Source organism: Pseudomonas danubii, assembly GCF_042980055.1.
GTDB lineage: Bacteria > Pseudomonadota > Gammaproteobacteria > Pseudomonadales > Pseudomonadaceae > Aquipseudomonas > Aquipseudomonas danubii.
On sequence record NZ_CP116502.1, the window covers coordinates 3,181,576 to 3,207,811 of the forward strand.

A 26,236-nucleotide genomic window follows, 5' to 3' on the forward strand; every position below is an offset into this window, starting at 1 on the left:
TTTTCGTTGGGGTAGCAAGCATGTCTGATGAATGGAAGGCGCCAAGCAAGGCCAGCGCTGAAGGTGGTGACGATAAAAGCTGGCAGTTGTTGGAAAAGACCCTCCTGGCCAGTGTTCAGGAGCAGCGTCGTTCGCGGCGTTGGGGGATTTTCTTCAAGCTGCTGACCTTTGTGTACCTGTTTGTCGCGCTGGCGTTGTTTACTCCGTTGATGACCATGGAGAAGAGCGCCGCTCGTGGTGGTAGCTACACCGCAGTGATCGATGTCACGGGGGTGATTGCCGACAAGGAGTCTGCAAGTGCAGACAATATCGTCGGTAGCTTGCGCACGGCCTTTGATGATCCCAAGGTCAAGGGCATTGTTTTGCGTATCAACAGTCCTGGCGGCAGTCCGGTGCAGTCTGGCTATGTTTATGACGAGATTCGCCGTTTACGGGCTCTGCACAAGGACACCAAGGTTTATGCGGTGATTTCTGATCTCGGTGCTTCTGGCGCTTATTACATTGCCAGTGCTGCTGATCAGATCTATGCCGACAAGGCGAGTCTGGTGGGCTCCATTGGGGTTACGGCTGCCGGTTACGGTTTTGTCGGTGCCATGGAGAAGCTGGGGGTCGAGCGCCGTACCTACACCTCTGGCGAGCACAAGTCGTTCCTTGATCCGTTTCAGCCGCAAAAGCCTGAAGAGACCCAGTTCTGGCAAGGTGTGCTGGATACAACTCATCGTCAGTTCATCGCCAGCGTCAAGCGTGGGCGTGGCGAGCGTCTCAAGGACAAGGAGCATCCTGAGCTGTTCTCCGGGTTGGTCTGGTCTGGTGAGCAGGCACTGCAGTTGGGCTTGATTGACGGCCTGGGCAGCACCAGTTCGGTGGCGCGGGATGTGATCGGTGAGAAGGAAGTGGTGGATTTTACTGTTCAGGAATCGCCTTTCGATCGTTTCTCGAAGAAGCTTGGTGCCAGTGTGGCTGAGCAGATCGCCATGTGGATGGGTTTTCAGGGGCCAACCTTGCGTTGACTTCGAGGGTGAGTAAAAAGCCGGCCGTAGTGCCGGCTTTTTAGTGTCTGCTCAGGGTACTTCCACGCCTTCGGTCAGTAGCATGTCCACCAGGCGGATCAGTGGCAGGCCTATGAGGCTGGTGGCATCGCTGCCGGCGGTGCTCTGGAACAGGCTGACGCCCAGGCCTTCGGCCTTGAAGCTGCCGGCGCAGTCGAAGGGCTGCTCTGCGTGCAGGTAGCGTTCGATGCGGGCGCTGTCGAGGTGTCGCATGTTGACCGTAAAGGGGATGCAGTCCACCTGGCATTGGCCGCTCTTGCTGTTGAGCAGGGCCAGGCCGGTGAGGAAGGTCACGCTCGCGCCGCTGGCGTCCAGCAACTGCTGGCGGGCCTTGTCGAAGGTGTGAGGCTTGCCGATGATGCGCTCTCCCAGTACCGCCACCTGATCCGAGCCGATGATCAGGTGTGCTGGGTGGGTGGTTGCCAGGGCGCGGGCTTTTTCCTCCGCCAGGCGCTTCACCAGCTCTATGGCGTGCTCGCCGGGGCGGTGGCTTTCATCAATGTCAGGAGAGCTGCAAGTGAAGGGGAGCTGCAGGCGAGAGAGCAATTCTCGGCGGTACACCGAGCTCGAAGCTAGTAATAAAGGCAGCATGTGCATCTCCTGGGGTGGGGCGGGAATTCTAGCGGGGCTCGCAAGTGACGGACAGGGCTGAATTTCCTTTGACATGGCCGGGGGCATCCCTATAATGCTGCGCCTATGTTGAATGACCCGATTCCACCTCACGTTGACCCGCGCAAATTGGCTGACCGTGGCACCACCCTTCAAGGTGAACTGCTGCTGGCCGATTTGGAGAGACTCTGCGACCCGCTTTCCGACAATGTCGGTACGGTGCAGGCTAAATTCGTTTTCGAGCGTGACGAGCGTAAAGCTGTAGTTATCCACAGCTCCATCGACGTCGAAGTCAAAATGGTTTGCCAGCGTTGTCTTGAGCTGGTCACCCTGCCGATCCACAGCGAGTGCAGTTACGCCGTGGTGAAGGAGGGTGCGAATACCCAGTCGTTGCCGAAAGGTTATGACGTGCTGGAACTGGGCGAAGATCCTTTGGATCTGCAGGCGTTGGTCGAGGAAGAGCTTTTGCTTGCCTTGCCCATCGTGCCTGCTCATCATCCGGAAGAATGCCAGCAGCCGGCGGGGCTCGATGAGCCCGAACCGAGCGAGGACGAGGTAACGCGGTCCAACCCGTTCAGTGTATTGGCGCAGTTAAAGCGTGACCCAAACGTTTAGGAGTTAATCAATTATGGCTGTTCAGCAGAACAAAAAATCCCGCTCTGCCCGTGACATGCGTCGCTCCCACGATGCTCTCGAGGCTAGCACCCTGTCCGTAGAAAAGACCACCGGTGAAGTTCACCTGCGTCACCACGTATCGCCAGAAGGCGTATACCGTGGTCGTAAAGTGATCGACAAGGGCGCTGACGAGTAATCCTTGTCCGCTCAAGTCATCGCGATTGACGCAATGGGCGGGGACTTCGGTCCCCGCAGCATTGTTCAGGCCAGTATTGCTTGCCTGTCTGCTACCCCCTCGCTGCATCTGACCCTGGTCGGTCAACCCTCCCTACTTGAAGAGCTGCTCTCCGGTCATTCGGCCGTGGATCGCGCGCGCCTGACGATTACTCCGGCAAGCGAAGTGATTGCCATGGACGAGAAGCCTGCCCAGGCATTGCGTGGCAAGCCTGATTCGTCGATGCGGGTGGCGCTCGAGTTGTTGCGGGATGAAAAGGTCCAGGCTTGTGTCAGTGCAGGTAATACCGGGGCACTGATGGCTCTGTCGCGTTACGTACTCAAGACCCTGCCCGGTATCGATCGTCCGGCGATGGTGGCTGCCATTCCCACTCAGCGCGGCTATTGCCAGTTGCTGGACCTGGGGGCCAACGTCGATTGCAGTGCCGAGCACCTGTTGCAGTTCGCAATCATGGGGTCGGTTGCGGCGCAAAGCCTGGGCATCGTGCGGCCAAGAGTGGCCTTGCTGAATATCGGTACCGAAGACATCAAGGGTAATCAGCAGGTCAAGCTGGCGGCGAGTCTGCTTCAGCAGGCGCGAGGGCTGAACTACATAGGCTTCGTTGAAGGTGACGGGTTGTATCGCGGCGAGGCGGATGTGGTGGTGTGCGACGGTTTTGTCGGCAACATCCTGCTCAAGTCCAGCGAGGGGCTGGCCACCATGATTGCTGCTCGTATCGAGGCATTGTTCAGGCGCAATCTGCTATCCCGGGCCGTAGGTGTGCTGGCCTTGCCGCTGATGCGGCGATTACAGGCGGACCTGGCGCCGGCTCGGCACAATGGTGCGAGCTTTCTCGGGTTGCAGGGAATAGTGGTGAAAAGCCACGGTTCTGCGGGCGTTCAGGGGTTCCAGAGTGCGATTCAGCGTGCATTGATCGAAATCCAGGAAGACCTGCCGCGACGCCTGCATGGGCGCCTTGAAGATCTCTTGCTTTAGGCGTTTATCCTGTGGAGTGCTTAAATGTGACCGCTCAGTTCAATTGGCCATCCAACTGTCAGTTTCTTGCGTCCACCGCGGTGTGACGTCAATTCTCCGACGACAAGATCATTAGGGGCTTGTTACATGTCTGCATCCCTCGCATTCGTCTTTCCAGGACAGGGCTCGCAGTCCCTCGGCATGTTGGCCGAGTTGGGCGCGCAGTACCCACTGATCCTCGATACCTTCAAGGAAGCCTCCGATGCTCTGGGCTACGACCTCTGGGCGCTGACCCAGCAAGGTCCCGAAGAGCTGCTCAATCAAACCGACAAGACTCAACCGGCCATCCTCACCGCCTCCATCGCCCTGTGGCGTGTCTGGTTGGCTGAGGGTGGTGCGCGTCCGGCCTTCGTCGCGGGTCACAGTCTGGGTGAATACAGCGCCCTGGTGGCCGCTGGCAGTCTGACTCTGGCCGAAGCGGTCAAGCTGGTCGAGCGTCGTGGTCAGCTGATGCAGGAAGCCGTGCCGGCAGGTCAAGGCGGCATGGCGGCAATTCTTGGTCTGGACGACGCCGATGTCGTGGCGGCCTGTGCAGAAGCGGCGCAAGGTGAAGTGGTCAGTGCGGTGAACTACAACTCCCCGGGCCAGGTGGTGATCGCTGGTGCCAAGGCGGCGGTGGACCGTGCTATCGAGGGTTGCAAGGCGCGCGGAGCCAAGCGCGCCATGCCATTGCCGGTCAGCGTGCCGTCCCATTGCGAGCTGATGCGCCCTGCGGCTGAGCGTTTCGCTGAATCGATTGCTGCGATCAACTGGCAGGCACCGCAGATTCCGCTGGTACAGAATGTCAGCGCCGCCGTGGCGGCCGACCTCGATACTCTCAAGCGCGACTTGCTGGAACAGCTGTACAAGCCTGTGCGCTGGGTCGAGTCGGTGCAGACCCTGGCGAACCAGGGCGCCACCCAGCTGGTGGAATGCGGTCCGGGCAAGGTCCTGGCCGGTCTCAACAAGCGCTGCGCCGAAGGCGTGTCGACCTCTAACCTGAATACCCCAGATGCTTTCGCTGCCGCTCGTGCAGCGTTGGCCTGAACTAGGAGAAGCTTGCATGAGTCTGCAAGGTAAAGTTGCACTGGTGACCGGCGCTAGCCGTGGGATCGGCCAGGCCATCGCGCTTGAGCTGGGGCGTATGGGCGCCACCGTGGTGGGTACTGCCACTTCCGCTTCGGGGGCCGAGCGCATCGCCGCTACCCTTAAGGAAAACGGCATTCAAGGCACCGGCCTTGAGCTCAATGTCACCAGCGACGAGTCCGTGGCTGCGGTTCTGGCCAGCATCACCGAGCAGTTCGGTGCGCCGGCGATCCTGGTGAACAATGCCGGTATCACTCGCGACAACCTGATGATGCGCATGAAAGATGACGAGTGGTACGACGTGGTCGATACCAACTTGAATAGTCTGTATCGCCTGTCCAAGGGTGTTTTGCGTGGCATGACCAAGGCTCGTTGGGGGCGAATTATCAGTATTGGCTCGGTTGTGGGTGCCATGGGCAACGCAGGCCAAGTAAACTACGCCGCCGCCAAAGCCGGTCTGGAAGGTTTCAGCCGTGCCCTGGCGCGTGAAGTGGGTTCGCGGTCGATCACTGTGAACTCGGTTGCTCCAGGTTTTATCGATACCGATATGACCCGCGAGTTGCCGGAAGCACAACGTGAAGCCCTGCTGACGCAAATTCCGCTGGGTCGTCTGGGTCAGGCTCAAGAGATCGCGCAAGTGGTCGCTTTTCTGGCATCCGACGGTGCGGCATACGTTACTGGGGCTACAATCCCGGTCAACGGCGGGATGTATATGTGAGTCAAATGTGACGGATTGCTTCAAAAAAATGTCATACGAGCTGTCTAAAATCCGTTATAAAGCTGCAATCAATTTATAGGCAGATGGCCAAAGGGTTTGAGGGATGAAGCTTTCAGTTGAAAAGCTGAAAAGCCTTTCTATACACTTACCCACTGGCCAGCTGCCTGAATTTGTCCATTAGGAGTGAAAACAAGGTATGAGCACCATCGAAGAGCGCGTCAAGAAAATCGTTGCTGAGCAACTGGGCGTTAAAGAAGAAGAAGTTGTGAACACCGCTTCCTTCGTTGAAGACCTGGGTGCCGACTCCCTTGACACCGTTGAGCTGGTGATGGCTCTGGAAGAGGAATTCGAGACCGAAATCCCTGACGAAGAAGCTGAAAAGATCACTACCGTTCAAGCAGCTATCGACTACGTTACTAGCCACCAGGCTTAATCGTTTGTAGTCGTCTTTTGCTGTCATGGAAAAACCGCACTGCCGTTACGGCGTGCGGTTTTTTCTTTAGGCCTGATACAAAGTGTCGTCATTAGAAAAAGGAGAGTGCTGTGTCGCGTAGACGCGTCGTAGTCACCGGTATGGGTATGTTGTCGCCACTGGGTACGGATGTACCGAGTAGCTGGCAGGGCATTCTGGCTGGCCAAAGTGGCATTGGTCTGATCGAACACACCGACCTTTCTGCCTATTCCACCCGTTTTGGCGGCTCGGTAAAGGGCTTCAATGTCGAGGAGTACCTGTCGGCCAAAGAGGCCCGCAAACTCGACCTGTTCATTCAATACGGTCTGGCGGCCGGGTTTCAGGCGGTGCGTAACGCCGGCCTGGAAGTCACCGATGCCAACCGTGAGCGCATCGGCGTGGCCATGGGGTCGGGTATTGGCGGTTTGACCAATATCGAAGAAACCAGCCGCATCCTGCACGATTCCGGCCCACGGCGGATTTCTCCGTTCTTCGTGCCCGGTTCGATCATCAATATGATTTCCGGCTTCCTGTCCATCCATCTGGGTGCCCAGGGGCCGAACTATGCCATTTCTACTGCCTGTACCACCGGTACCCACTGCATCGGCATGGCCGCGCGCAACATTGCCTACGGCGAAGCCGACGTGATGATTGCCGGTGGCGCCGAAATGGCCGCCTGTGGCCTGGGTATGGGGGGCTTCGGTGCGTCCCGTGCGCTGTCGACTCGCAATGACGAGCCGACCCGTGCCAGCCGTCCGTGGGACAAGGGGCGTGATGGCTTCGTGCTGGCCGACGGTGCGGGTGCCTTGGTTCTTGAGGAACTGGAGCACGCCAAGGCTCGTGGCGCCACCATCTACGCTGAGCTGATCGGCTTCGGCATGAGCGGTGATGCCTATCACATGACGTCGCCACCCGCCGATGGCGCCGGTGCCGCTCGCTGCATCGCCAACGCCTTGCGTGATGCCAAGCTCAATGTCGATCAAGTGCAGTACATCAACGCCCATGGTACTTCGACTCCGGCCGGTGACCTGGCGGAAGCCGAAGCGATCAAGAGCGTGTTCGGCGACCATGCCTACAAGCTCGCGGTCAGTTCCACCAAGTCCATGACCGGTCACCTGCTGGGTGCCGCCGGGGCGATCGAGGCGATCTTCAGCGTACTGGCAATCAACAGTCAGGCCGCGCCGCCCACCATCAACCTGGATGAACCGGATGAGGGTTGCGACCTCGATTTCGTGCCGCACACTGCGCGCAGCATGGACATCGATGTGGTGCTCTCCAACTCCTTCGGCTTTGGTGGCACCAACGGCTCCCTGGTGTTCCGCCGGTTCTCCGAGTGATGCAAAGCTGGGTCGACGGTCGGCCAGCTGACGCGCTGTCGCTCAGGGACCGCGGCCTGGCCTATGGCGATGGTCTGTTCGAGACCATCGCTGTCCGATCCGGGCAACCGCAACTGCTGGAGCGGCACTTGCAGCGTCTGGCCGAAGGCTGCCGACGTCTGGCGCTGAGCGCGGATCAGGCGCTGATTCGCGACGAAGTGCTGGCCTATGCGGCGGCCCTGGGGGAGGGCGTGCTCAAGCTGATCCTGACCCGGGGCGACAGCCTGCGAGGATATGCCGCCGATCCTGCAGGCGCTGCGCGGCGGATTCTCCAGGGCGGGGCCTTGCCGGCTTATCCGGCGGCTCATGCCGATCAGGGGGTTGTGCTGTTCCCTTGCGTCACGCGTTTATCCGAGCAGCCGCTACTGGCTGGCCTCAAGCATCTCAATCGCCTTGAACAGGTTCTGGCTCGCGCTGAATGGCGCGACCCCGAGCACGCCGAAGGCTTGATGCTCGATGGTGCCGGACGGGTGATCGAAGGTGTATTCAGCAATCTGTTTCTGGTCAGTCAGGGGCGTCTCCTGACGGCTGATCTGAGTCGCTGCGGTGTGGCTGGAGTGATGCGCGCTGAAATTTTGTTTCAGGCCGAGTCACAAGGCATTCCCTTTGAAGTGGCGGATATCAGCCTTGATCAACTGCAACAGGCGGACGAGGTCTTCGTCTGCAACAGTGTCTACGGCATTTGGCCAGTGCTTGGCTGCGCCGGGATGAGCTGGTCGGCGGGTGCGCTCACCCGTAAACTGCAGGGCATTACCCGCGCACTACTGGATGCTTGATTCGTGAGACGTAAATTTCTGCTCCTGCTGGAAACCGGACTGGTCCTGGCAGGTCTGCTGCTGGGCGCGAGTGCCTGGAAACTGCACTCGGCCCTGGAACAACCGCTGAACCTGAGTCAGGAGCAACTGCTCGATGTTCCCGCCGGTTCTACGCCCACCGGAACCTTCAATCGTCTGCAGGCTGATGGCGTGATCCAGGACGCGTTCTGGCTGCGCCTTTACTGGCGCTTCAACTTGCCGGGGCAGCCTTTGCACAGCGGCGAGTACCGCATGACACCGGGCATGACTGCCGAAGGCCTGATCGGTCTCTGGCAGCGAGGCGAGGTGGTGCAGTACAGCCTGACCCTGGTGGAGGGCTGGACCTTCCGTCAGGTGCGCAGTGCCCTGGCCAAGAGCGACAAATTGCAACAGACCCTGACCGGTCTCAGCGATAGCCAGGTGATGGAGAAGCTCGGACACGGCGGCGTGTTCCCCGAGGGGCGTTTCTTCCCCGATACCTATCGTTTTGTGCGCGGCATGACCGATGCCGAACTTCTGGAAAAAGCCTACGACCGCCTGGACGATGTACTGGCCAAGGAGTGGAGCAGGCGGGCTGATGATGCGCCTTACAGTGATCCCTATCAGGCGCTGATCATGGCGTCGCTGGTGGAAAAGGAAACCGGCGTGCCCCATGAGCGTGGACAGATCGCGGGGGTCTTTGTACGGCGCATGCAGATCGGCATGCTGCTGCAGACCGATCCTACCGTGATCTATGGTCTGGGCGAGCGCTACACCGGCAAGCTGACCCGGGCGCATCTCAAGGAAGCCACGCCCTATAACACCTATGTGATTGCCGGGTTGCCACCCACGCCGATTGCCATGGTCGGGCGCGAGGCGATTCATGCCGCTCTCAATCCGGTGCCGGGCAAGAGCCTGTATTTTGTTGCCCGGGGTGACGGCAGCCATGTGTTCTCCGATGATCTGGATGCCCATAACAGCGCCGTGCGCGAGTTCCAGCTCAAGCGTCGCGCCGACTATCGTTCCAGCCCGGCGCCAGTTACTGCTCCGGCCGCTCCCGAAGCCGAGAGTTCGGCGCCGGCAGTTGCGCCTCAGGCGGCGCCGGACAGCTCGCCGCCAGCGTCACCCGCGCCGGCTGTGGCTCCGGTGGAGCCCGAACCCGCGCCGAAACGCCCGCAATGACTTTGATTAAGGACTGCCTGTGACTGGCTTGTTTATTACCCTGGAAGGCCCGGAAGGTGCCGGCAAAAGCACCAACCGCGAGTACCTCGCCGAGCGTTTGCGCGCTGCAGGCATCGAAGTGTTGTTGACCCGCGAGCCTGGTGGCACGCCCCTGGCTGAACGGATTCGCGAAGTGTTGCTGACTCCGGGGGAGGAAGTCATGAGCGCCGATACCGAGCTGCTGTTGGTGTTCGCGGCCCGCGCCCAGCACCTGGCCTCGGTGATTCGCCCGGCACTGGCCCGGGGCGCGGTAGTGTTGTGCGACCGCTTCACCGACTCGACCTACGCCTATCAGGGGGCTGGTCGTGGCCTGAGCCTTGCGCGCATCGCTGCCCTTGAGGATTTCGTCCAGGGCCAACTGCGCCCGGACCTGACCCTGGTGTTTGACCTGCCAGTGGACGTTGGCCTGGCCCGGGCCAGTGCCCGTGGCCGGCTGGATCGCTTCGAGCAGGAAGGCCAGGCGTTTTTCCAGAAGGTGCGTGAGGCTTACCTGAAGCGTGCTGAAGCTGCTCCGCAGCGTTATTTCCTGGTGGATGCGGCGCAGCCACTGGCGCAGGTCCAGCAGTCCCTGGATGCCTTGCTGCCACAATTGCTGGAGCGCGCCCGTGGCTGAGGTCTTTCCCTGGCAGGACGGCCTCTGGCAACAGTTGGCGGGGCGCGCGCAACATGCTCACGCCTACCTGCTGCACGGCCCGGCGGGAATTGGCAAGCGGGCCCTGGCTGAGCGCCTGATGGCGCGCCTGTTGTGCCAGCGCCCCGACGGGCTGGATGCCTGCGGTCAGTGCAAGTCTTGTCTGTTGTTGCAGGCGGGTAGTCATCCAGACAATTACGTGCTGGAACCCGAAGAAGCGGACAAGGCGATCAAGGTCGACCAGGTTCGCGAGCTGGTGAGTTTCGTGGTCCAGACTGCGCAGCTGGGCGGACGCAAGGTGGTGCTGATCGAGCCTGTGGAGTCGATGAACATCAACGCCTCCAACGCCCTGTTGAAAAGCCTTGAGGAGCCTTCAGGCGACACCGTGCTGTTGCTGGTGAGCCATCAGCCCAGCCGGCTGTTGCCCACCATCAAGAGCCGTTGTGTGCAGCAGGCGTGCCCATTGCCCAGCGCGGCAATGAGTCAGCAGTGGCTGTCCCAGGCCTTGCCTGAATGCACCGAGGAGGAGCGGTTGGAGCTGCTGACCCTCGCGGCGGGATCGCCGCTGGCTGCCGTCGGCTTGCAGGCCCAAGGGGTGCGTGAGCAGCGGGCGTTGGTGGTAGAGGGGGTGAAGAAGTTGCTCAAGCAGCAACAGTCGCCAACCCAGTTGGCCGAGGCCTGGAATGCCATCCCCTTGTTGCTGCTGTTCGATTGGTTCTGTGACTGGTCGAACCTGATCCTGCGCTACCAACTGACCCAGGACGAAGATGGACTGGGGTTGCAGGACATGCGCAAGGTGCTGCAGTACCTGGCGCAAAAGTCCGGCCAGGACAAGGTGCTGGCGATCCAGGACTGGATCCTGGCCCAGCGGCAAAAGGTTCTGAGCAAGGCCAACCTCAATCGCGTGTTGCTGCTGGAAGCGCTGTTGGTGCAATGGTCGGCGCTGCCTACCCAGCGCTGACAGGCAGCGCCTAGAATCAAGCCTGTATCCGGCCGGACTGTGCAGTCCGGCCCTTTCATTTATCGGATGTAGTTGCAGTCTCTTATGCTCGTAGATTCCCATTGCCACCTTGATCGTCTCGACCTTGCCGCCCACGACGGCTCACTGGATGCTGCGCTCGATGCCGCCCGTCAGCGCGGTGTCGGGCATTTTCTGTGCATTGGCGTCAGTGCCGACAACGCGGCGGACGTCAAAGCGCTGGCCGAGCGTTATGACGACGTCGATTGTTCGGTGGGGGTGCATCCGCTGGATGTGCAGCCGGGGGCGGCTCCGGCGCTGGACTGGTTGCTGGATGAATTGAACCACCCGCGGGTGGTGGCCATCGGCGAGACCGGCCTGGACTATCACTACGAGCCGGAAGCGGCCGAGTTGCAGCAGGAGTCCTTCCGTTTGCACCTGCAGGCCGCGCAGCAGACTGGCAAGCCGGTGGTCGTGCATACCCGCGGTGCCCGGGCCGATACGCTGGCGCTGTTGCGTGAAGCTGCATTGCCCAATGCCGGCGTGTTGCATTGCTTCACCGAGGACTGGGACATGGCCAAGGCGGCTCTGGACCTGGGGTTCTATATTTCTCTGTCGGGCATTGTCACCTTCCGCAATGCCGACGCTTTGCGCGATGTAGCGCGGCAGGTGCCTGCCGATCGCTTGTTGGTGGAAACCGATTCACCTTATCTGGCGCCTATCCCCTATCGCGGCAAGCCCAACCTGCCGCAGTACGTACGTGAAGTGGCGGAGTTCCTGGCGATGTTGCGGGGCGAAGCCTATGACGCCTTTGCCGAACAGACCACAGCCAACTTCAAACGTCTGTTTCCCCTGGCGCGAGTCAAGGGCGAGGCCTGAGTCGCCGGTGTGTGGAAGAGCAAATTTCAGGCAAAAAAAACCCGGGTTCTGGGGGGTGAATCCGGGTTAAGACCATTAGGAGTAAAACTAAGGCACGCGGTCCTTCGGTACCTTGATCGGCGTTTCACTTGGGGGAGATGTCCCGCCGACAGTTCAAGTATTGATCACTATTGCATTCAGTCCAGTTGCTCCTGCTCGTTTTTTAAACAAATTTGGAATACGAGCGCTTCGGTTGAGTTCTCATTTGCGGTGTTTTGGGGCTGATTTCGTTGAAAATTCCAAAAAAACAGTCTGTTTTCGCAAAATTTGCACGAATTCGACGATTTTCCCCCTTCGGTAAACACACAAGCTGTTGCAGTTTAGTTTCCCGAGAAGCCTGATCCCCATCAATGGTATCGATACATTCAGACCTTTCACCTGTCCTGGATGGAGCTTTCGAGGCTCATCGGTAATATTTCCTGATGCTGATAAAGGCAACACTCCTGCGAAGCAGTGAAGCAATTGCGACTCATTGCGGTATTTTCGTCGAGTGTGGGGCTGAGGCCGGTATCGAGACCCGATTACAGAAAAATCGAGACTTTACGGTCTGATACGAGGCTTTACAGCTGTCGATGTTTTCTATTTGAACCGCTTGCCGGGCCCGTATTCACTGGATTTTCCGGACGTTTGCGACTCATCTGGGTCTTTTCGTCTCGAGGGCTTTTACGTCAGAAACAGTGGCAACGACGGATGATCCGTGCATTTTGGCGCAAGTTAGGCATAATACGCGGCTTCGATTTTGACCCCGAACAGACCTTTTCTTATGCAAAAAGAACCTCGTAAGGTCCGTGAGTTTCGTCGCCGTGAGCAAGAAATTCTCGATACCGCGCTCAAGCTGTTCCTCGAACAAGGTGAAGACAGCGTCACCGTCGAGATGATTGCTGATGCCGTGGGTATCGGCAAAGGGACCATCTACAAGCATTTCAAGTCCAAGGCGGAGATCTACCTGCGCCTGATGCTCGACTATGAGCGGGATCTGAACGAGTTGCTGCACTCTGCCGATGTCGACAAGGACAAGGAGGCTCTGTCTCGGGCCTACTTCGAGTTCCGCATGCGCGATCCGCAGCGCTACCGGTTGTTCGACCGCCTGGAAGAGAAGGTGGTCAAGGGCAATCAGGTGCCGGAGATGGTCGAGGAGCTGCACAAGATCCGTGCTTCCAACTTCGAGCGCCTGACCCTGCTGATCAAGGGCCGCATCAGCGAAGGCAAGCTGGAAGACGTGCCGCCTTACTTCCACTACTGCGCTTCCTGGGCGCTGGTACACGGTGCCGTGGCGCTCTATCACTCGCCATTCTGGAGCAATGTGCTCGAGGATCAGGAAGGTTTCTTCCAGTTCCTGATGGACATCGGCGTGCGCATGGGCAACAAGCGCAAGCGCGACCCCGACACTTCCAACAGCTGAGGCATTCGCCCGTTGTATTGCGCCATCGGGTAACTGTATGGCGCGGTGTCCGAGGAATATACTCAGGCATGGGACTTGCTAAAACCTGATTTTTGAGTCAGGTTTTGCCGGTTCTCCCTTCTTAGGCCGGAGTCATCCATGATCGTTGATCGTCAAGGCAGGCGCTTTCGCAACTTGCGGATCAGCCTGACGTCTGCCTGCAACTACGCCTGTACCTACTGCGTGCCCAACGGCAAGCGGCTGGTGGCTGCCCAGGATGAGTTGTCGGCCCAGGCGATGGCCCGGGGCGTGGCGTATCTGATCGAAGCGGCTGGCATCGAGCGTTTGCGCATCACCGGCGGTGAGCCCCTGGTCAGCCCCAAGCTGGAAGCTTTCATGGAGGCGGTGGGGCGGATGGATCTGGAAGACATCAGTCTGACCACCAACGGTCAGTTGCTGGCGCGCAAGCTGCCATTGTTGCTGGAAGCAGGGATCCGTCGAATCAACGTTTCTCTCGACACTCTGGATGCCAAGGCCTTTCGCAGCATCGCCCGCGGCGGGGATCTGGCCACTGTGCTCGATGGCATGCAGCAAGCCCGTGCCGCGGGGTTGAAGATCAAGGTCAACATGGTGCCGTTGCGCGGACAGAACCTGGACCAGGTCATGCCGTTGCTCGATTACTGTCTGCAGCAGGGCTATGAATTGCGTTTCATCGAGTTGATGCGCATGGGCCACCTGGCCAGCGACGGCAATGCTTTCCTGCAGCAGTTTGTCAGCCTGCAGCAGTTGCTGGACCTGATCGGCCAGCGCTACGACTACCTGCAGGCCGACGCGCCACTGGATGCCACGGCCGTACGCTACGAGATTCCCGGGCTTGGCCATTTCGGAGTGATTGCCAACGAGAGTGTACCGTTCTGCCGGACTTGCTCGCGCCTGCGACTGTCTTCCACTGGCTGGTTGCACGGCTGCCTGTCTTCGAGCAATCGTCACTATGTTGGCGATCTGCTGGACAAGCCGCGTCATCAAGCTTTGCCGGCCCTGCAGCGCCTGTTGGTCAAGGCCTTGGGAGACAAGCAGGATGTGGCCTTCTCCGGCGGAGCCACGGTGATGAAGATCATCGGTGGCTGATGCTGATTTTCCGTGAGTTTCCTTCAATCGCGTAGCTGGCGCGGAAGCTGCATCCCGTGGCCATTCGCCGGTTTTCCGTCACCGGATTTTGGAGGGTAGGATGCGTAGCCTGGTTTTGCTGCTGGCCTTTTTGGCACTTGGCGGCTGCATGAATGTCAGTGATATGGGCGAAGGGGTGCGTTATCACCTGAGTGACGCCGGGGTGCTCGACCACAGTGATACCCGCCGTACCAGCTCATTCCGCATTCAGCCGGATTCGTTCATTTTCATCGCCCAGGGGCCTTTCGCTCCTCCAGGCAGCGCGTACCCGCGGCCCAACGTGGTGGCGGAGGAAGCCTTCAACGGCTTTATCGAATATTTCCCCATGGTGCGTCGCGCCCGAGCAGCCGAAGGCCTCAACGAAGCCATGGCCGAAGCCCGGGAGCTAGGCGCGCACTATCTGCTTTACGCCCGTTTTGCCAAGGCGGATGACCGCATCGGCAACTCCGATGAGTGGCTGGATCAGGAAGCCGTGGACCGCCTGGGGGTCGATACCAGTACCATCCAGATCATGCTGATCGAAACCAGTACCCAGTATCTGATCGATTCGGCACGTATTCGCAGTCGTGGCGGTTTACTGACGTTCCACGACAACAAGCCCCAGGATCTGCTCGGCCCGCCCTTGCAGCAATACGCGCGCGGTTTGCTGGGCTTGAGTGACTGATTGATTGAGGAGAGCGGTATGAGTGGTCCAGGCAAGGCCAACGACCTGTTGGCGCAGATTCCCAAGGCTGAGAAGGGCCTGCCGCCGGTCCACTTGTGGAATCCCGATTTCTGCGGCGATATCGACATGCGCATCGCTCGTGACGGTACCTGGTATTACCTGGGCACACCCATCGGCCGCAAGCCCATGGTCAAGCTGTTCTCCACGATCATCCGCCGCGATGGCGACCAGTACTTTCTCATCACTCCGGTTGAGAAAGTGGGGATCAAGGTTGATGACGCACCTTTCGTTGCCGTGACCCTGGAGGTCGAAGGGCAGGGCGAAAACCAGGTGTTGCGCTTCACCACCCATGTCGATGAACAGGTGGTTGCCGGCGCTGAGCATCCCCTGCGCGTGGTGATCGATCCTCAGACCCAGGAGCCTGCGCCCTATATCCTGGTTCGACACAATCTTGAGGCGCTGATCCATCGCAACGTCTTCTACCAACTGGTGGAACTGGCGCAGACCCGCACCCTTGAAGGCCAGAACTGGTTGGGAGTGTGGAGCGGCGGAACGTTTTTCCCCATAGGTCTTGAGCCTTAGACGGACGTTTCCAGCCGGTGTAAGAAGATATTTCTTGCTCTTGATCCGATCTTTCATGTATCAACCGGACATGATCAAACATGTCCGATTCGATAAGAAAACAAGAGTGGTCGACGAGCTGATCCGGCGCATTGAAAGCGGTCTCATGGAAGACGGCTTCCAGCTTCCGGGGGAGCATCAGTTGGCCGAAGAGTTCGGTGTCAGTCGCGGCACCTTGCGTGAGGCCCTGGCCGAGCTCAAGCGTCGCAACTACATCGCCACACAGAGCGGCGTCGGCTCCATTGTCACCTTCGATGGCGTGGCCCTGGACCAGCATCACGGTTGGGCCCAGGCGCTGGCCGACAGTGGAGCGCTGGTCAATACCGAGGTGTTGCGCCTGGAGGCGATCTGCCGTCCCGAGCTCAAGCACCGCCTGGGCACTGACCAATTCATTGCCCTGGACCGCCGTCGCCGCAGCACCGAGGGACGGGTGCTGTCTCTTGAGCGCTCCCTGATCCCTGCATCCGGCGAACTTGAAGGCCTGCCCCGGGTTGGCCTGATCGATGATTCCCTGACCATTACCCTGGCCGCCTACGGCTATATCGGCGAGCGTGGCGATCAGTGGATCGGCGCCGAACCCTTGAATGCCGAAGACGCCGAGCTGCTGGGCCGTGCTCCCGGAGAAGTGTTCCTCAAGGCCCTGCGCACTACCTATGACCGCCAGGGGCGCTTCATGGAGCAGGTGGAGAGTCTGTTGGACCCGCAGCATTTTCGCCTGCACCTGCAATTTGGAGAGTCAGGGTGAGCCAGCTCCGGCGGGCGCTTGGCGCTTTTTATGGATTGGCCTTGGGCGACGCCCTGGGCATGCCGACCCAGTCCCTGAGTCGTGAACAGATCCAGCAGCGCTTCGGCGCTATCGCTACCCTGGAAGATGCCGGCCCGGACCAGCCGATCGCGGCGAACATGCCTGCCGGCTCCATTACCGACGACACCGAACAGGCGATCCTGGTGGGCCGCCTGCTGGTCCAGGGCCAAGGCCGTATCGCTCCGACCGCGCTGGCCAGCAGCCTGATTGAATGGGAGGCCGCGATGCAGGCCAAAGGCTCCCAGGACCTGCTCGGGCCTTCCACCAAACACGCGATTGAACTGATCCTCGCCGGTCACTCGGTGGAAGAGGCCGGCCGCTACGGCACCACCAATGGCGCCGCGATGCGTATCACGCCAGTGGGCATCGCCAGCGATGTTGCCCACTCCGATCGTTTTATCCAGGCGGTGGTCCAGGCCTGTCAGGTCACCCACAACACCAGCCTGGGCATTGCCAGTGCGGCAGCGGTGGCCGCAGTCGTGTCCGCAGGTGTCAATGGCGCTTGCCTGGCGGACGCTTTGCCCCTTGGGAGGCAGGTTGCCTGGCAGGCACAGGCGCAAGGTTACTGGGTCGCCGGTGCCAATATTGCCGCGCGCCTGGAGTGGGCTGCCACTCTGAGCGTGGATGGCGACAAGCAGGGGTTTGCCCGGATGCTCTATGAGCTGGTGGGGACCTCGGTGGCGTCCCAAGAGTCGGTGGTAACGAGCTTTGCCCTGGCCGGGCAAGTGGCGCTTGGTCATCTGGAAGCCTTCGAGGCCTTGTGCATGGCTGCCAGCCTGGGGGGCGATACCGACACTATCGCCGCGATTCTCGGGGCCATGCTCGGCGCCTGCCTTGGGCTGGAGGCGTGGCCCAGGGATTTGATCGACCGGGTGCAGCAGGTCAATGAACTGGATCTGCAGCCCCTGGTACAAGAGCTGCTGGCTCTGCGCTGAGCCAGCTTGCTCTGAGAACACCTATGGCTATGGAAAGCTAAAAACACGGCCAGGAATGCCGGGATGTTCAGCGACTTCCGAAATTGCCAAAAATCACAACAATGGCAACAGGAGCCTTATTCATGAGTTCATCGACCGCCGGGCCAGGTGTCGGACAACTGGAAACCCGTGGCATCGAGCCGGTCCCGGAAGCGGAGTGCAACGGTCATCCTTTGCAGCTGTTCTGGGTCTGGTTTGCGGCCAATATCAGCATCCTCGGGTTGCCCCTGGGGGCGACCCTGGTGGCGTTTCGCGGCCTGTCGATCTGGCAGGTGCTGCTGGTGGCGGTCCTGGGCTCGGTGGGATCGTTCGCCGTGGTCGGGCTGATATCCGTGGCCGGCCGTCGTGGCCGGGCGCCGAGCCTGACCCTGTCTCGGGCCATTTTCGGTGTGCGCGGCAATATCGGCCCGACCCTGGTGTCCATGCTGTCGCGAGTTGGTTGGGAGACGGTCAATACCACCACCGCAGCCTTCGTTCTCCTGTCCCTGAGTTCGATCCTGTTCCACACCCCGGCCTCGGCCAAGGACGCGCCGCTGTTGACCCTGCTGTTCATCGGCCTCTTCGTGCTCCTGACGCTGAGTGTGTCCGGTCTGGGTCATGCCACGTTGCTGGTGATCCAGAAGTGGGCCACCTATGGATTCGGCGCGCTGAACGTTGTGGTGGGTGGTTTTCTCTGTGCCACCATCGACTGGACCGCAGTGTTCAATGCCTCCCCCGCGCCCATGAGCGCGATGATCATCGGCGTCGGCACCATGGCCGCAGGCACCGGGATCGGCTGGGCCAGCTCTGGGGCGGACATGTCCCGTTATCAGCAACGTTCGGTCACCGCCGGACGCCTGGTGGCCTCGGCGGCCTTCGGTGCCGGTATTCCGCTGGTGCTGCTGATCACCCTGGGAGGCTTGCTGTCGGTCGGTAACGATCATCTGGCCTCAGCGGTGGACCCGATCATTGCGATCCGCGACATGCTGCCAACCTGGATGGCCGTGCCTTACCTGATCGCTGCCTTCGGCGGTCTGCTGTTGTCCAACAACCTGTCGGTGTATTCCGCCGGTCTCACCGCGCTGACCCTGGGCCTCAAGGTCAAGCGGGTCTACGCAGTACTGGTGGACATCGTGGCGATCTTCATGGGGTCGATCTACTTCATGTTGATCGCTGACAGTTTCTACGGCCCCTTCATCAGCTTCATTTCCCTGCTGGCGGTGCCGATCACGGCCTGGGTGGGAATCTTCGTGGTGGACTTGATCCATCGCCACTACTACAGCGCCGATGATTTATTAAATGTGGGCCCGAGCAGCGCCTACTGGTATCAGGGCGGCATCGAATGGCGGGCCTTTGGTGCCTGGGTGCTGGCCATCGTCCTTGGCTTCTGTTTCACCAGCATTGGCACCACGGTCGAGGACGTCTGGTTCACGGGACCATTGGCCGATTCCTGGCTGGGGCATAACGGCCTGGGCTGGATCGTCACCTTCCTGGTGGCCGGCGGCGTCTATGGCGTGCTGGGCGGCGCCCGTGACCGGCGTCGGGCTTTTATCGAGAATGCCAATGCCTAGATTGCTCCACAGTGGCCAGGTGATCGTCGATCTGGTGATGGCCGTTGATCGCCTGCCGGAGTCTGGCGGCGATGTGCTGGCGCAGTCGGCCAGTTTCGAGGCGGGTGGCGGTTTCAATGTCATGGCGGCGGCCGCGCGCAATGGCCTGCCGGTGGTCTATCTCGGTCGTCACGGCCAGGGGCGTTTTGGTGATCTGGCGCGGCAGGCGATGCAGGCCGAAGGCATCCAGATGAGCCTGGAACCCAGTCTTGGGGCCGACACGGGTCTATGCGTGGCCTTGACCGAAGCCTCTGCCGAACGCACTTTCATTTCCCATATAGGTGCCGAGGGCGAACTGACGGTCGAAGACTTGGCGCAGGTCGAGGTGAGAGCGGGGGATTACCTCTACGTCAGTGGCTACAGCCTGCTGCAGGCGAGCAAGGCCAAGGCCCTGGTCGACTGGGTGCTGGCGTTGCCAGCCTCGGTGCCCCTGATGTTCGATCCGGGGCCGCTGGTGGGCTCGTTGGATTCTCCCTTGATGGCGGCTTTGTTGCCACGTATCGACATCTGGAGCAGTAACCGGGTCGAGGCCCTGCGCTTGAGTGCCAGCTCGGAAATGGTCGAAGCCTTGCAGCGGCTGGGCTCAAGGTTGTCGTCCAAGGCCATGCTGGTACTGCGTGACGGTCCCCGAGGTTGCTGGATCAATCAAGAGGGGCGTGCTGTGCTGGTGCCGGGGTTCAAGGTCGAGGCAGTGGACAGCAATGGTGCCGGTGATGCCCATGCCGGTGTCTTTGTCGCCGCGCTTGCTGCGGGTCATGAGCCGCAGGCAGCGGCCCGTCGGGCCAATGCGGCGGCGGCCATCGCGGTGACCCGCCGTGGCCCGGCCACCGCACCGTGCAGCGCGGAAGTGGACGCAATGTTGCGGGCCTGATGGACCGTCACCAGCCTTGCGCAGCACCAGCTGGATTGAGCCGGCGCCGGGTGTTACTGGCTGCTGCCCTCTGAGCCTGAGCCGCCGGTGGTGGTTTTCGATCCGCTACCGGTCTTGCCATTGTCCGGAGTCGTGGCATCCAGGGTGCCGGCGCCGCCCTGGCGGCCGTTGTCGTTGCCCTGGATTCTAGGGTCGGTGCCGGTGGCCGGCGGCAGCGAGCCTTCGTCCATGGCCGGCGGGTTGATGTTGATCTTCGGTGTGCTCTGGGGGGCAGGGGATTGCGGGCCTTCTACCGGATTGGTGGGGCCTGTGGTGCCCGCCAGGGCGGCGCTGGACAACAGTCCGGCCAGGGCCAGGGCTGAGAGTTGGACCTTGATCATGGTGTCGCCTCCATTGTTAGAGTCGTTACCTGATATTGGTCTGCCCTGGCGTGGGGTTGGTGCCGGATGATCGACGAACGGCGCTACGGGGTGTGGGCGATACGCAGTTGGAACGCTCGGCGCCAGCCCAGGCGGCCGAGGCTGATCAGCCAGTTCAGCAGAGCAATTGCCAGTACGGTGAACAGCAGCGCCTGCATGCCGGCCTCGACGATGATCCGCCCGGCCAGCCAGGGAAAGCCGAATACCCCGACAAAATAGGACAGGCTGAACAACAGCAGTGCTTGCGAGGTGCTGCCGGCAGGTGCTTCGTTGGCGGCCAGGCCGTTGATCACCGAGTACGTCAGGCCATAGCCAACGCCTAGTATCACTGCGGCCAGCAGGTAGCTGGTGCTGCTGTCGACGACAAACAGGAACAGCAGGATCGACACCACCATCAGCCCCGATAGCAGGCAGGATGCGCGATAGGGGTCATGCTTGACCACGATGCCGGCGATCAGCATCCGGCTGGCGATGGCGGCGCTCATGAACCCGAGGAAGAACAGCGAGTAGTCCACGCCTCGGGATACACCGTAGCTGGTCTGGAAACTGGACAGCCCGCCGAACACACAGCCACCCAGGCCCACCATCAGGATTGGCCACAGGGCCCTGGAAGACAGTACGCGTGCCGCTCCGCTCCAGGTGATTCGGGCTGCCGAAGTGCCCAAGTGATTGGGTTCGCGACTCAAGCGGGCGCCCAGTCGCCAAAAGATCAGCACCCCCACCAGGCTGGCCGCCGCTGCAATGAAAAAAGCGCTGGTCACGGGATAGCCCAGGGCGCTGGCCAGGCGTCCCAGCAGCGGCCCGGAACCTATGCCGGTCATCATGCTGCCCGACAGCAGGGCGAAGTAACGGGCTCGTTGCGTGGGCTCCACCAGCATCGCCACGATGATTGGCCCCAGGGTGTAGAACACTCCCCAGCCCAGGCCCAGGGTCAGGCCGAAGAGCAGCAGGGCGTGGCCGAACCCGGGGGTCAGGGCAAAGCCCAGGCTGGCCAGGGCCAGCAGGCAGCCGAACAGCGCCACCGAACGTGCGGCGCCAAGCCAGTCCGATAGGTGCCCGGAACCGATCACCGCAACAAAGGTGCTGAGCATCGCCGCCGAAATCACGCTGCCGGCGTCGTGCTCATTGCCGCCGCGGCTGCTGATCAGCAAGGACAGGAGAAAGGTCGATCCGTAAGACAGTGACAACAGATAGCTGCCCAGACAGAACAACCCGAACAATGGCCCCGGCCCCCTGGATTCCTGCATAGCCCGCACGGACATGAAAACTCCTCTCTTATGCTTGTACTCGTGGAGGGCTTTCTAGCATGGCCTTCTGCGCTGTTTGTTCTGATCCTGCACGCCTCAGGGTTAGTCGACAGCGGAGTAAGCCGCGAGCCGCGGAATCAGCTTTGCGCGTAAATGGCCGTGCATGTATTTCGGCTGTCGTTCTAATATGGCCACCTGATTCCGCCTAGAGAACCGTCGATGACCGTCGTAATCCGTCCTGCACTGCCCAGCGATGCCCCACAGATTCTTGCTTTCATCACTGAGCTCGCCGACTACGAGCGGGCTCGTCACGAAGTGATTGCCGGCGTCGCCGATATCGAGCGCAGCTTGTTCAGTGAGGGGGCTACGGCCCACGGCCTGATCTGTCTGCGTGACGGCGTGCCAATTGGCTTTGCGGTGTTTTTCTTCAGTTATTCCACCTGGCTGGGCAGCAACTGTCTGTACCTGGAGGATCTCTACATCACCCCGGAACAACGCGGTGGCGGGGCGGGCAAGCAACTGTTGCGGCATCTGGCACAGATCGCCTGTGACAACGATTGCGGACGCTTCGAATGGAGTGTGCTGGAGTGGAATGAACCGGCGATCCAGTTCTACAAGTCCCTGGGCGCCCAGCCTCAGGAGGAGTGGGTCAAGTACCGCATGGACGGCGAAGTGCTGCGGGCGTTCGCCCGGGGCTGACGCCAGCCCCCATGGGCTGGCGCCGGCTGGCCCGTGCCGGAGCCGGCTTGTCGGCGAAGGCGTATTGCGTGGAGCGCCTCCTCGTGACAAGCCGGGCCGTCATGGCATCGAGATTCAGAGCTTCAAGGTCGCCATGTCGATCACGAAGCGATACTTCACATCCCCTTTGATCATGCGCTCATAGGCCTGGTTGATCTGGCGAATATCCAGCATCTCGATGTCGCAGGTGATGCCGTGCTCGGCGCAGAAATCCAGCACCTCCTGGGTCTCGGCAATGCCGCCGATCAGCGATCCGGCCAGTACGCGACGGCTCATCACCAGCTTGCCGGCGTGCAGTGCCGGGTCCACCGGCTCGATCAGGCCCACCAGGATGTGCACGCCGTCAAAGCGCAGGGTGTCGAGGTAGGGATTGAGGTCGTGGGGCACTGGGATGGTGTCCAGGAGGAAGTCGAAATGCCCGGCTACCGACTGCATCTGCGCCGCATCGGTGGATACGATCACATGGTCCGCGCCTTGGCGGCGGGCTTCTTCGGCCTTGCTCGCCGAGCGGGTGAACAGGGTCACTTCGGCCCCCAGGGCCTTGGCGAACTTGATGCCCATGTGGCCCAGGCCGCCCATGCCGAGAATCCCCACCTTGTCGCCAGCCTTGACGCCATAGTGCTTGAGGGGCGAGTAGGTGGTGATGCCGGCACAGAGAATCGGTGCTGCGCTGGCCAGGTCGAGTTTCTCCGGGATGCGCACGACAAAGTGCTCACTGACCACGATGCTGTCGGAGTAGCCGCCCATGGTGTTGCTGCCATCGACCCGATCCGGGGTGGCGTAGGTCATGGTCGGACCTTCCAGGCAGTACTGTTCCAGGTTCGCAGCACAGGCTTCGCAATGGCGGCAGGAGTCCACCATGCAGCCGACGCCCACCAAGTCGCCGACCTTGTGCTTGCTGACGTTGGCGCCGACGGCGGTGACCTTGCCGACGATCTCGTGGCCCGGCATCAGCGGGTACACGGCGATGCCCCATTCGTTGCGGGCCTGGTGGATGTCGGAGTGGCAGACGCCACAGTAGAGGATCTCGATGGCGACGTCGTCCGCGCGTGGGCTGCGGCGCTGGAAGCTCATGGGGGCGAGGGGAGTGGTGGCCGATTGGGCGGCATAACCGATGGCGGTGTACATGAAGAACCTCGCAAAAGCGCTGACAAGTGAGGCGGTGCATTCTCGGCGTCGAGCCTGAGGGCGGCCATGGCGATTCCTCGGCATGTCATGCCTATTCCTCCGGTATTGGCGGTTTTTGCGCGGCATTGGCCAGCAGACCTGCGATGATGTTTTCATCCCTTTTTTCGTGAAGTTTTCTGCATGCTGCTGACCCGTCACCTTGACGCCAATGCCACCCTGGTTTCGCTGATCCAGCCCCTTGCCAGCCGAGATGGTTTTGTTGCCACCGCCTTGCCTGGGGTCCAGGTGCTGCGGGCCAGCTGTGATGTGGCGCGAGGTCCACAGATCTATGAACCGAGCCTGATGATCATTGTCCAGGGCAGCAAACTGGCCTACCTGGGCACGCGGACCTTGGAATACGGCGCCGGGCACTACCTGATCCAGGCCTTGTCGGTGCCCTTCGAGTGCGAAACCTTCGCCTTGCCCGATGCACCGCTGCTGGGGATTTCCATTGCCATCGACCGGGCAGTCCTGAGCGAGCTGGTGCTGGCCATGGGGATCGCCGAAGGCCGGGCGGCTTCGGCGCAAACCCTGGAATCGATGACCTCGGCGGTGCTCGACGACGTCATGCGTGGTTGCGTGGAGCGCCTGCTGCGTTGCCTGCACGATCCTCTGGAGTGCAAGGTCATGGGGGCATCGAGGGTGCGCGAGCTGCTCTTTGCTGCCCTGCGCGGGCCTCAGGCCGATGCGCTGCGGGCGCTGGTGGAGCAGCAGGGGCAGTTCGCGCGGGTCGCGGCTTCGCTCAATCATCTGCACGAGCATTACACCGAGCCGTTGAACGTCGAGACCCTGGCCCGCTGCGCCAACATGAGCACGTCGACCTTCCACGAGCATTTCAAGCGCAGCACCCTGCTGTCGCCAGTGCAGTACCTCAAGCGCCTGCGGTTGCTCAAGGCCCAGCAGTTGCTGGTGGGAGAAGGGCTGGGTGTGGCCCAGGTAGCGCATCGGGTGGGTTACCAGAGCACCTCGCAATTCAGTCGCGAGTACAAGCGCTACTTTGAGCGTAATCCCGGGGATGAGCGGGCCGTTGCTCTGTAGATGCTGTTCGTAGGCGCTGGCTTGCCAGCGACGACGCCTTTGGGCCGGTACAAGGCTTGAGGGGCTTTTCGCCGACAAGTCGGTTTCTACCGGAGACTGTGCCAGCAAATCCCGGGCATGAAAAAGGCCCCCATAAAGGGGGCCTCTTGTGTACCGCGGCGACTTACATGTTCGGGTAAGTCGGGCCGCCGGCACCTTCCGGAGTGACCCAGGTGATGTTCTGGGCCGGGTCCTTGATATCGCAGGTCTTGCAGTGCACGCAGTTCTGGGCGTTGATCTGGAAGCGCTTCTCGCCGTCTTCCTGGGTGATCACTTCATACACGCCGGCTGGGCAGTAACGCTGAGCAGGCTCGTCGTACAGCGGCAGGTTGCGGCCCAGAGGGATGCTCGGGTCGGTCAGCTTGAGGTGGCAAGGCTGCTCTTCTTCATGGTTGGTACCGGAGATGAACACCGAGCTCAGTTTGTCGAAGCTGATTTTTCCGTCGGGTTTGGGGTAGTCGATCTTCGCGCAGTCCTTGGCCAGCTTCAGGCTGGCGTAGTCCGGCTTGGTGTCGTGCAGGGTGAAGGGCAGCTTGCCACCGAAGATGTTCTGATCCATCCAGTTGAAGCCGGCGCCGATGATCGGACCGAACTTGTGCATGGCCGGGCCGAAGTTGCGGCTGGCGAACAGCTCTTCATACAGCCAGCTGGATTTGAAGGAGTCGACGTAGCTCTTCAACTCGTCAGCCCCTTCGGAGCCGGCGAACAGCGAGTCGGCCACGGCATCGGCGGCGAGCATGCCGGACTTCATGGCGGTGTGGCTGCCCTTGATCTTGGCCACGTTCATGGTGCCCAGGTCGCAGCCGATCAGCGCGCCGCCCTTGAAGACCATCTTCGGCAGCGAATTGATACCGCCCTTCGCCAGTGCACGGGCGCCGTAGCTGATGCGTTTGCCGCCTTCCAGGTACTGCTTGAGCACCGGGTGATGCTTGAGGCGCTGGAATTCGTCGAACGGCGACAGGTAGGTGTTGGCATAGGACAGGTCGACGATCAGGCCCACCACGACCTGGTTGTTTTCCAGGTGATAGAGGAAGGAACCGCCGGTGTTCTCGTTGCTCATGATGTCCAGCGGCCAGCCGGCGGTGTGGACCACCAGGCCCGGTTGGTGCTTGGCCGGATCGATTTCCCAGATTTCCTTGAGGCCGATGCCGTAGTGCTGGGCGTCGGCGTCGGTGTCCAGGTTGAAGCGCTTGATCAGTTGCTTGCCGATATGGCCGCGGCAGCCTTCGGCGAACAGGGTGTACTTGCCGCGCAGTTCCATGCCTGGGGTGTAGAGGCCATCTTTCGGCTGTCCTTCACGGTCGACACCCAGGTCACCGGTGATGATCCCGCGGACCACGCCGTTTTCGTCGATCAGGGCTTCCTGGGCGGCGAAGCCCGGGTAGATTTCCACGCCCAGGTTCTCGGCCTGCTGGGCCAGCCAGCGGCACAGGTTGCCCAGGGAAATGATGTAGTTGCCTTCGTTGTGCATGGTCTTGGGCACAAAGAAGTCTGGAACCTTGGTGGAAGTGTCGCCGCTACGCAGGACATAAATGTCGTCGCGGGTGACCGGGGTGTTGAGCGGGGCGCCCAGTTCCTTCCAGTCCGGGAACAGTTCATTCAGGGCCCGAGGCTCGAACACGGCACCGGAAAGGATGTGAGCACCGACTTCGGAGCCTTTTTCAACCACGCAGACGCTGATTTCCTTACCGGCTTCAGCGGCCTTCTGCTTAAGGCGGCAAGCGGCGGACAAGCCTGCGGGGCCGGCACCGACGATGACCACGTCGAATTCCATGTATTCGCGTTCCACTAGGCTATCTCCTACTCAAGGCTCAACGGTTTTTTCTAATTGGAGGTTTGGCGTTGCATCCGCGCTTTCTCCCATTACAAATGGGGGGAGAAGG

General features: G+C 60.8%; 28 protein-coding genes. 23 read left to right on the top strand and 5 right to left on the bottom strand.

Going from position 1 to position 26,236, the window contains the following annotated elements; all coding sequences use genetic code 11:
* Positions 1-20 precede the first annotated feature (20 nt).
* The gene (gene sppA, locus PFZ56_RS14805; RefSeq protein WP_170003425.1) at positions 21-1,010 is read left to right on the top strand and encodes a signal peptide peptidase SppA; all 990 of its coding nucleotides are present in this window, start codon (positions 21-23) and stop codon (positions 1,008-1,010) included.
* A gap of 51 nt (positions 1,011-1,061) precedes the next feature.
* Here the strand turns inward: sppA and PFZ56_RS14810 are convergent, their stop codons facing one another.
* Positions 1,062-1,640: a nucleoside triphosphate pyrophosphatase gene (locus PFZ56_RS14810; protein WP_170003423.1), complete on the bottom strand. Its 579-nt coding sequence runs from the start codon at positions 1,638-1,640 to the stop codon at positions 1,062-1,064.
* A gap of 105 nt (positions 1,641-1,745) precedes the next feature.
* Here PFZ56_RS14810 and PFZ56_RS14815 point away from each other — a divergent pair, with 105 nt between their 5' ends.
* From PFZ56_RS14815 to PFZ56_RS14910, 20 genes are all read left to right on the top strand, one after another.
* Positions 1,746-2,273, top strand: a complete 528-nt coding sequence (locus tag PFZ56_RS14815) for a YceD family protein (RefSeq protein ID WP_011060115.1) — start codon at positions 1,746-1,748, stop codon at positions 2,271-2,273.
* Between the two features lie 13 nt (positions 2,274-2,286).
* Complete coding sequence (gene rpmF, locus PFZ56_RS14820; protein ID WP_003179396.1) at positions 2,287-2,469, top strand: 50S ribosomal protein L32; 183 nt, start codon at positions 2,287-2,289, stop codon at positions 2,467-2,469.
* A gap of 3 nt (positions 2,470-2,472) precedes the next feature.
* Positions 2,473-3,483 carry a phosphate acyltransferase PlsX gene (plsX, locus tag PFZ56_RS14825; RefSeq protein ID WP_102863912.1) on the top strand — a complete coding sequence of 337 codons (1,011 nt, stop codon included), beginning with the start codon at positions 2,473-2,475 and terminating at the stop codon, positions 3,481-3,483.
* Between the two features lie 126 nt (positions 3,484-3,609).
* The gene (gene fabD, locus PFZ56_RS14830; protein ID WP_102863911.1) at positions 3,610-4,548 is read left to right on the top strand and encodes an ACP S-malonyltransferase; all 939 of its coding nucleotides are present in this window, start codon (positions 3,610-3,612) and stop codon (positions 4,546-4,548) included.
* 16 nt (positions 4,549-4,564) lie between these two features.
* The gene (gene fabG, locus PFZ56_RS14835) at positions 4,565-5,305 is read left to right on the top strand and encodes a 3-oxoacyl-ACP reductase FabG (protein WP_011060118.1); all 741 of its coding nucleotides are present in this window, start codon (positions 4,565-4,567) and stop codon (positions 5,303-5,305) included.
* A gap of 196 nt (positions 5,306-5,501) precedes the next feature.
* A complete protein-coding gene (acpP, locus tag PFZ56_RS14840) occupies positions 5,502-5,738 on the top strand; it encodes an acyl carrier protein (protein ID WP_003175607.1) in 237 nt (78 codons plus the stop codon).
* Positions 5,739-5,848: 110 nt separating this feature from the next.
* Entirely contained in the window at positions 5,849-7,093 is a 1,245-nt protein-coding gene (fabF, locus tag PFZ56_RS14845) for a beta-ketoacyl-ACP synthase II (protein WP_102863910.1), read from the top strand.
* Positions 7,093-7,908: an aminodeoxychorismate lyase gene (gene pabC, locus PFZ56_RS14850; protein ID WP_110652127.1), complete on the top strand. Its 816-nt coding sequence runs from the start codon at positions 7,093-7,095 to the stop codon at positions 7,906-7,908. Before fabF ends, pabC begins: the two co-directional genes overlap by 1 nt.
* Before the next feature lie 3 nt (positions 7,909-7,911).
* Positions 7,912-9,087 carry an endolytic transglycosylase MltG gene (mltG, locus tag PFZ56_RS14855; protein WP_102878934.1) on the top strand — a complete coding sequence of 392 codons (1,176 nt, stop codon included), beginning with the start codon at positions 7,912-7,914 and terminating at the stop codon, positions 9,085-9,087.
* A gap of 19 nt (positions 9,088-9,106) precedes the next feature.
* Positions 9,107-9,739, top strand: coding sequence for a dTMP kinase (tmk, locus tag PFZ56_RS14860; protein WP_102863907.1), 633 nt, complete (start codon positions 9,107-9,109; stop codon positions 9,737-9,739).
* Positions 9,732-10,718 carry a DNA polymerase III subunit delta' gene (locus PFZ56_RS14865; protein ID WP_102878935.1) on the top strand — a complete coding sequence of 329 codons (987 nt, stop codon included), beginning with the start codon at positions 9,732-9,734 and terminating at the stop codon, positions 10,716-10,718. Before tmk ends, PFZ56_RS14865 begins: the two co-directional genes overlap by 8 nt.
* Before the next feature lie 84 nt (positions 10,719-10,802).
* Positions 10,803-11,594, top strand: a complete 792-nt coding sequence (locus PFZ56_RS14870) for a TatD family hydrolase (protein WP_102878936.1) — start codon at positions 10,803-10,805, stop codon at positions 11,592-11,594.
* An 802-nt stretch (positions 11,595-12,396) separates the two neighbouring features.
* A complete protein-coding gene (locus tag PFZ56_RS14875; RefSeq protein WP_011060125.1) occupies positions 12,397-13,035 on the top strand; it encodes a TetR/AcrR family transcriptional regulator in 639 nt (212 codons plus the stop codon).
* Between the two features lie 138 nt (positions 13,036-13,173).
* On the top strand, positions 13,174-14,142 hold the full coding sequence (locus tag PFZ56_RS14880; RefSeq protein ID WP_102878937.1) for a GTP 3',8-cyclase MoaA: 969 nt from the start codon (positions 13,174-13,176) through the stop codon (positions 14,140-14,142).
* 100 nt (positions 14,143-14,242) lie between these two features.
* The gene (locus PFZ56_RS14885) at positions 14,243-14,845 is read left to right on the top strand and encodes a DUF4823 domain-containing protein (RefSeq protein ID WP_102863903.1); all 603 of its coding nucleotides are present in this window, start codon (positions 14,243-14,245) and stop codon (positions 14,843-14,845) included.
* Positions 14,846-14,863: 18 nt separating this feature from the next.
* The gene (locus tag PFZ56_RS14890; RefSeq protein ID WP_102878938.1) at positions 14,864-15,427 is read left to right on the top strand and encodes a DUF1285 domain-containing protein; all 564 of its coding nucleotides are present in this window, start codon (positions 14,864-14,866) and stop codon (positions 15,425-15,427) included.
* Positions 15,428-15,497: 70 nt separating this feature from the next.
* Positions 15,498-16,211 carry a GntR family transcriptional regulator gene (locus PFZ56_RS14895; RefSeq protein WP_102864106.1) on the top strand — a complete coding sequence of 238 codons (714 nt, stop codon included), beginning with the start codon at positions 15,498-15,500 and terminating at the stop codon, positions 16,209-16,211.
* Complete coding sequence (locus PFZ56_RS14900) at positions 16,208-17,206, top strand: ADP-ribosylglycohydrolase family protein (protein WP_110652125.1); 999 nt, start codon at positions 16,208-16,210, stop codon at positions 17,204-17,206. The genes PFZ56_RS14895 and PFZ56_RS14900 overlap by 4 nt, the downstream gene beginning before the upstream one ends.
* A 122-nt stretch (positions 17,207-17,328) precedes the next feature.
* Positions 17,329-18,795, top strand: coding sequence for a cytosine permease (locus PFZ56_RS14905; protein ID WP_170003421.1), 1,467 nt, complete (start codon positions 17,329-17,331; stop codon positions 18,793-18,795).
* Positions 18,788-19,705, top strand: a complete 918-nt coding sequence (locus PFZ56_RS14910) for a PfkB family carbohydrate kinase (RefSeq protein ID WP_110595209.1) — start codon at positions 18,788-18,790, stop codon at positions 19,703-19,705. Before PFZ56_RS14905 ends, PFZ56_RS14910 begins: the two co-directional genes overlap by 8 nt.
* Positions 19,706-19,758: 53 nt before the next feature.
* On the opposite strand, the gene PFZ56_RS14915 is transcribed toward PFZ56_RS14910, so the two are convergent.
* Positions 19,759-20,085, bottom strand: coding sequence for a hypothetical protein (locus tag PFZ56_RS14915; protein WP_102863898.1), 327 nt, complete (start codon positions 20,083-20,085; stop codon positions 19,759-19,761).
* Positions 20,086-20,168: 83 nt separating this feature from the next.
* Positions 20,169-21,386, bottom strand: a complete 1,218-nt coding sequence (locus PFZ56_RS14920) for a sugar MFS transporter (protein WP_262379724.1) — start codon at positions 21,384-21,386, stop codon at positions 20,169-20,171.
* 204 nt (positions 21,387-21,590) lie between these two features.
* On the opposite strand from PFZ56_RS14920, the gene PFZ56_RS14925 reads away from it, so the two are divergent.
* The gene (locus PFZ56_RS14925; protein WP_102863896.1) at positions 21,591-22,070 is read left to right on the top strand and encodes a GNAT family N-acetyltransferase; all 480 of its coding nucleotides are present in this window, start codon (positions 21,591-21,593) and stop codon (positions 22,068-22,070) included.
* Positions 22,071-22,184: 114 nt separating this feature from the next.
* Here the strand turns inward: PFZ56_RS14925 and PFZ56_RS14930 are convergent, their stop codons facing one another.
* Positions 22,185-23,237 carry an NAD(P)-dependent alcohol dehydrogenase gene (locus PFZ56_RS14930; protein ID WP_102878942.1) on the bottom strand — a complete coding sequence of 351 codons (1,053 nt, stop codon included), beginning with the start codon at positions 23,235-23,237 and terminating at the stop codon, positions 22,185-22,187.
* A gap of 180 nt (positions 23,238-23,417) precedes the next feature.
* Here PFZ56_RS14930 and PFZ56_RS14935 point away from each other — a divergent pair, with 180 nt between their 5' ends.
* Positions 23,418-24,314 carry an AraC family transcriptional regulator gene (locus tag PFZ56_RS14935; RefSeq protein ID WP_102878943.1) on the top strand — a complete coding sequence of 299 codons (897 nt, stop codon included), beginning with the start codon at positions 23,418-23,420 and terminating at the stop codon, positions 24,312-24,314.
* A 163-nt stretch (positions 24,315-24,477) separates the two neighbouring features.
* Here the strand turns inward: PFZ56_RS14935 and PFZ56_RS14940 are convergent, their stop codons facing one another.
* Positions 24,478-26,142, bottom strand: a complete 1,665-nt coding sequence (locus PFZ56_RS14940; protein WP_110652122.1) for an electron transfer flavoprotein-ubiquinone oxidoreductase — start codon at positions 26,140-26,142, stop codon at positions 24,478-24,480.
* Positions 26,143-26,236: the final 94 nt, after the last annotated feature.

Coding starts and splice junctions, on each gene's coding strand:
- sppA (WP_170003425.1), top strand. CDS start 21: ATGTCTGATGAATGGAAGGCGCCAAGCAAGGCCAGCGCTGAAGGTGGT.
- PFZ56_RS14810 (WP_170003423.1), bottom strand. CDS start 1,640: ATGCTGCCTTTATTACTAGCTTCGAGCTCGGTGTACCGCCGAGAATTG.
- PFZ56_RS14815 (WP_011060115.1), top strand. CDS start 1,746: ATGTTGAATGACCCGATTCCACCTCACGTTGACCCGCGCAAATTGGCT.
- rpmF (WP_003179396.1), top strand. CDS start 2,287: ATGGCTGTTCAGCAGAACAAAAAATCCCGCTCTGCCCGTGACATGCGT.
- fabD (WP_102863911.1), top strand. CDS start 3,610: ATGTCTGCATCCCTCGCATTCGTCTTTCCAGGACAGGGCTCGCAGTCC.
- fabG (WP_011060118.1), top strand. CDS start 4,565: ATGAGTCTGCAAGGTAAAGTTGCACTGGTGACCGGCGCTAGCCGTGGG.
- acpP (WP_003175607.1), top strand. CDS start 5,502: ATGAGCACCATCGAAGAGCGCGTCAAGAAAATCGTTGCTGAGCAACTG.
- pabC (WP_110652127.1), top strand. CDS start 7,093: ATGCAAAGCTGGGTCGACGGTCGGCCAGCTGACGCGCTGTCGCTCAGG.
- PFZ56_RS14870 (WP_102878936.1), top strand. CDS start 10,803: ATGCTCGTAGATTCCCATTGCCACCTTGATCGTCTCGACCTTGCCGCC.
- PFZ56_RS14875 (WP_011060125.1), top strand. CDS start 12,397: ATGCAAAAAGAACCTCGTAAGGTCCGTGAGTTTCGTCGCCGTGAGCAA.
- PFZ56_RS14880 (WP_102878937.1), top strand. CDS start 13,174: ATGATCGTTGATCGTCAAGGCAGGCGCTTTCGCAACTTGCGGATCAGC.
- PFZ56_RS14885 (WP_102863903.1), top strand. CDS start 14,243: ATGCGTAGCCTGGTTTTGCTGCTGGCCTTTTTGGCACTTGGCGGCTGC.
- PFZ56_RS14890 (WP_102878938.1), top strand. CDS start 14,864: ATGAGTGGTCCAGGCAAGGCCAACGACCTGTTGGCGCAGATTCCCAAG.
- PFZ56_RS14895 (WP_102864106.1), top strand. CDS start 15,498: ATGATCAAACATGTCCGATTCGATAAGAAAACAAGAGTGGTCGACGAG.
- PFZ56_RS14905 (WP_170003421.1), top strand. CDS start 17,329: ATGAGTTCATCGACCGCCGGGCCAGGTGTCGGACAACTGGAAACCCGT.
- PFZ56_RS14910 (WP_110595209.1), top strand. CDS start 18,788: ATGCCTAGATTGCTCCACAGTGGCCAGGTGATCGTCGATCTGGTGATG.
- PFZ56_RS14915 (WP_102863898.1), bottom strand. CDS start 20,085: ATGATCAAGGTCCAACTCTCAGCCCTGGCCCTGGCCGGACTGTTGTCC.
- PFZ56_RS14920 (WP_262379724.1), bottom strand. CDS start 21,386: ATGTCCGTGCGGGCTATGCAGGAATCCAGGGGGCCGGGGCCATTGTTC.
- PFZ56_RS14925 (WP_102863896.1), top strand. CDS start 21,591: ATGACCGTCGTAATCCGTCCTGCACTGCCCAGCGATGCCCCACAGATT.
- PFZ56_RS14930 (WP_102878942.1), bottom strand. CDS start 23,237: ATGTACACCGCCATCGGTTATGCCGCCCAATCGGCCACCACTCCCCTC.
- PFZ56_RS14935 (WP_102878943.1), top strand. CDS start 23,418: ATGCTGCTGACCCGTCACCTTGACGCCAATGCCACCCTGGTTTCGCTG.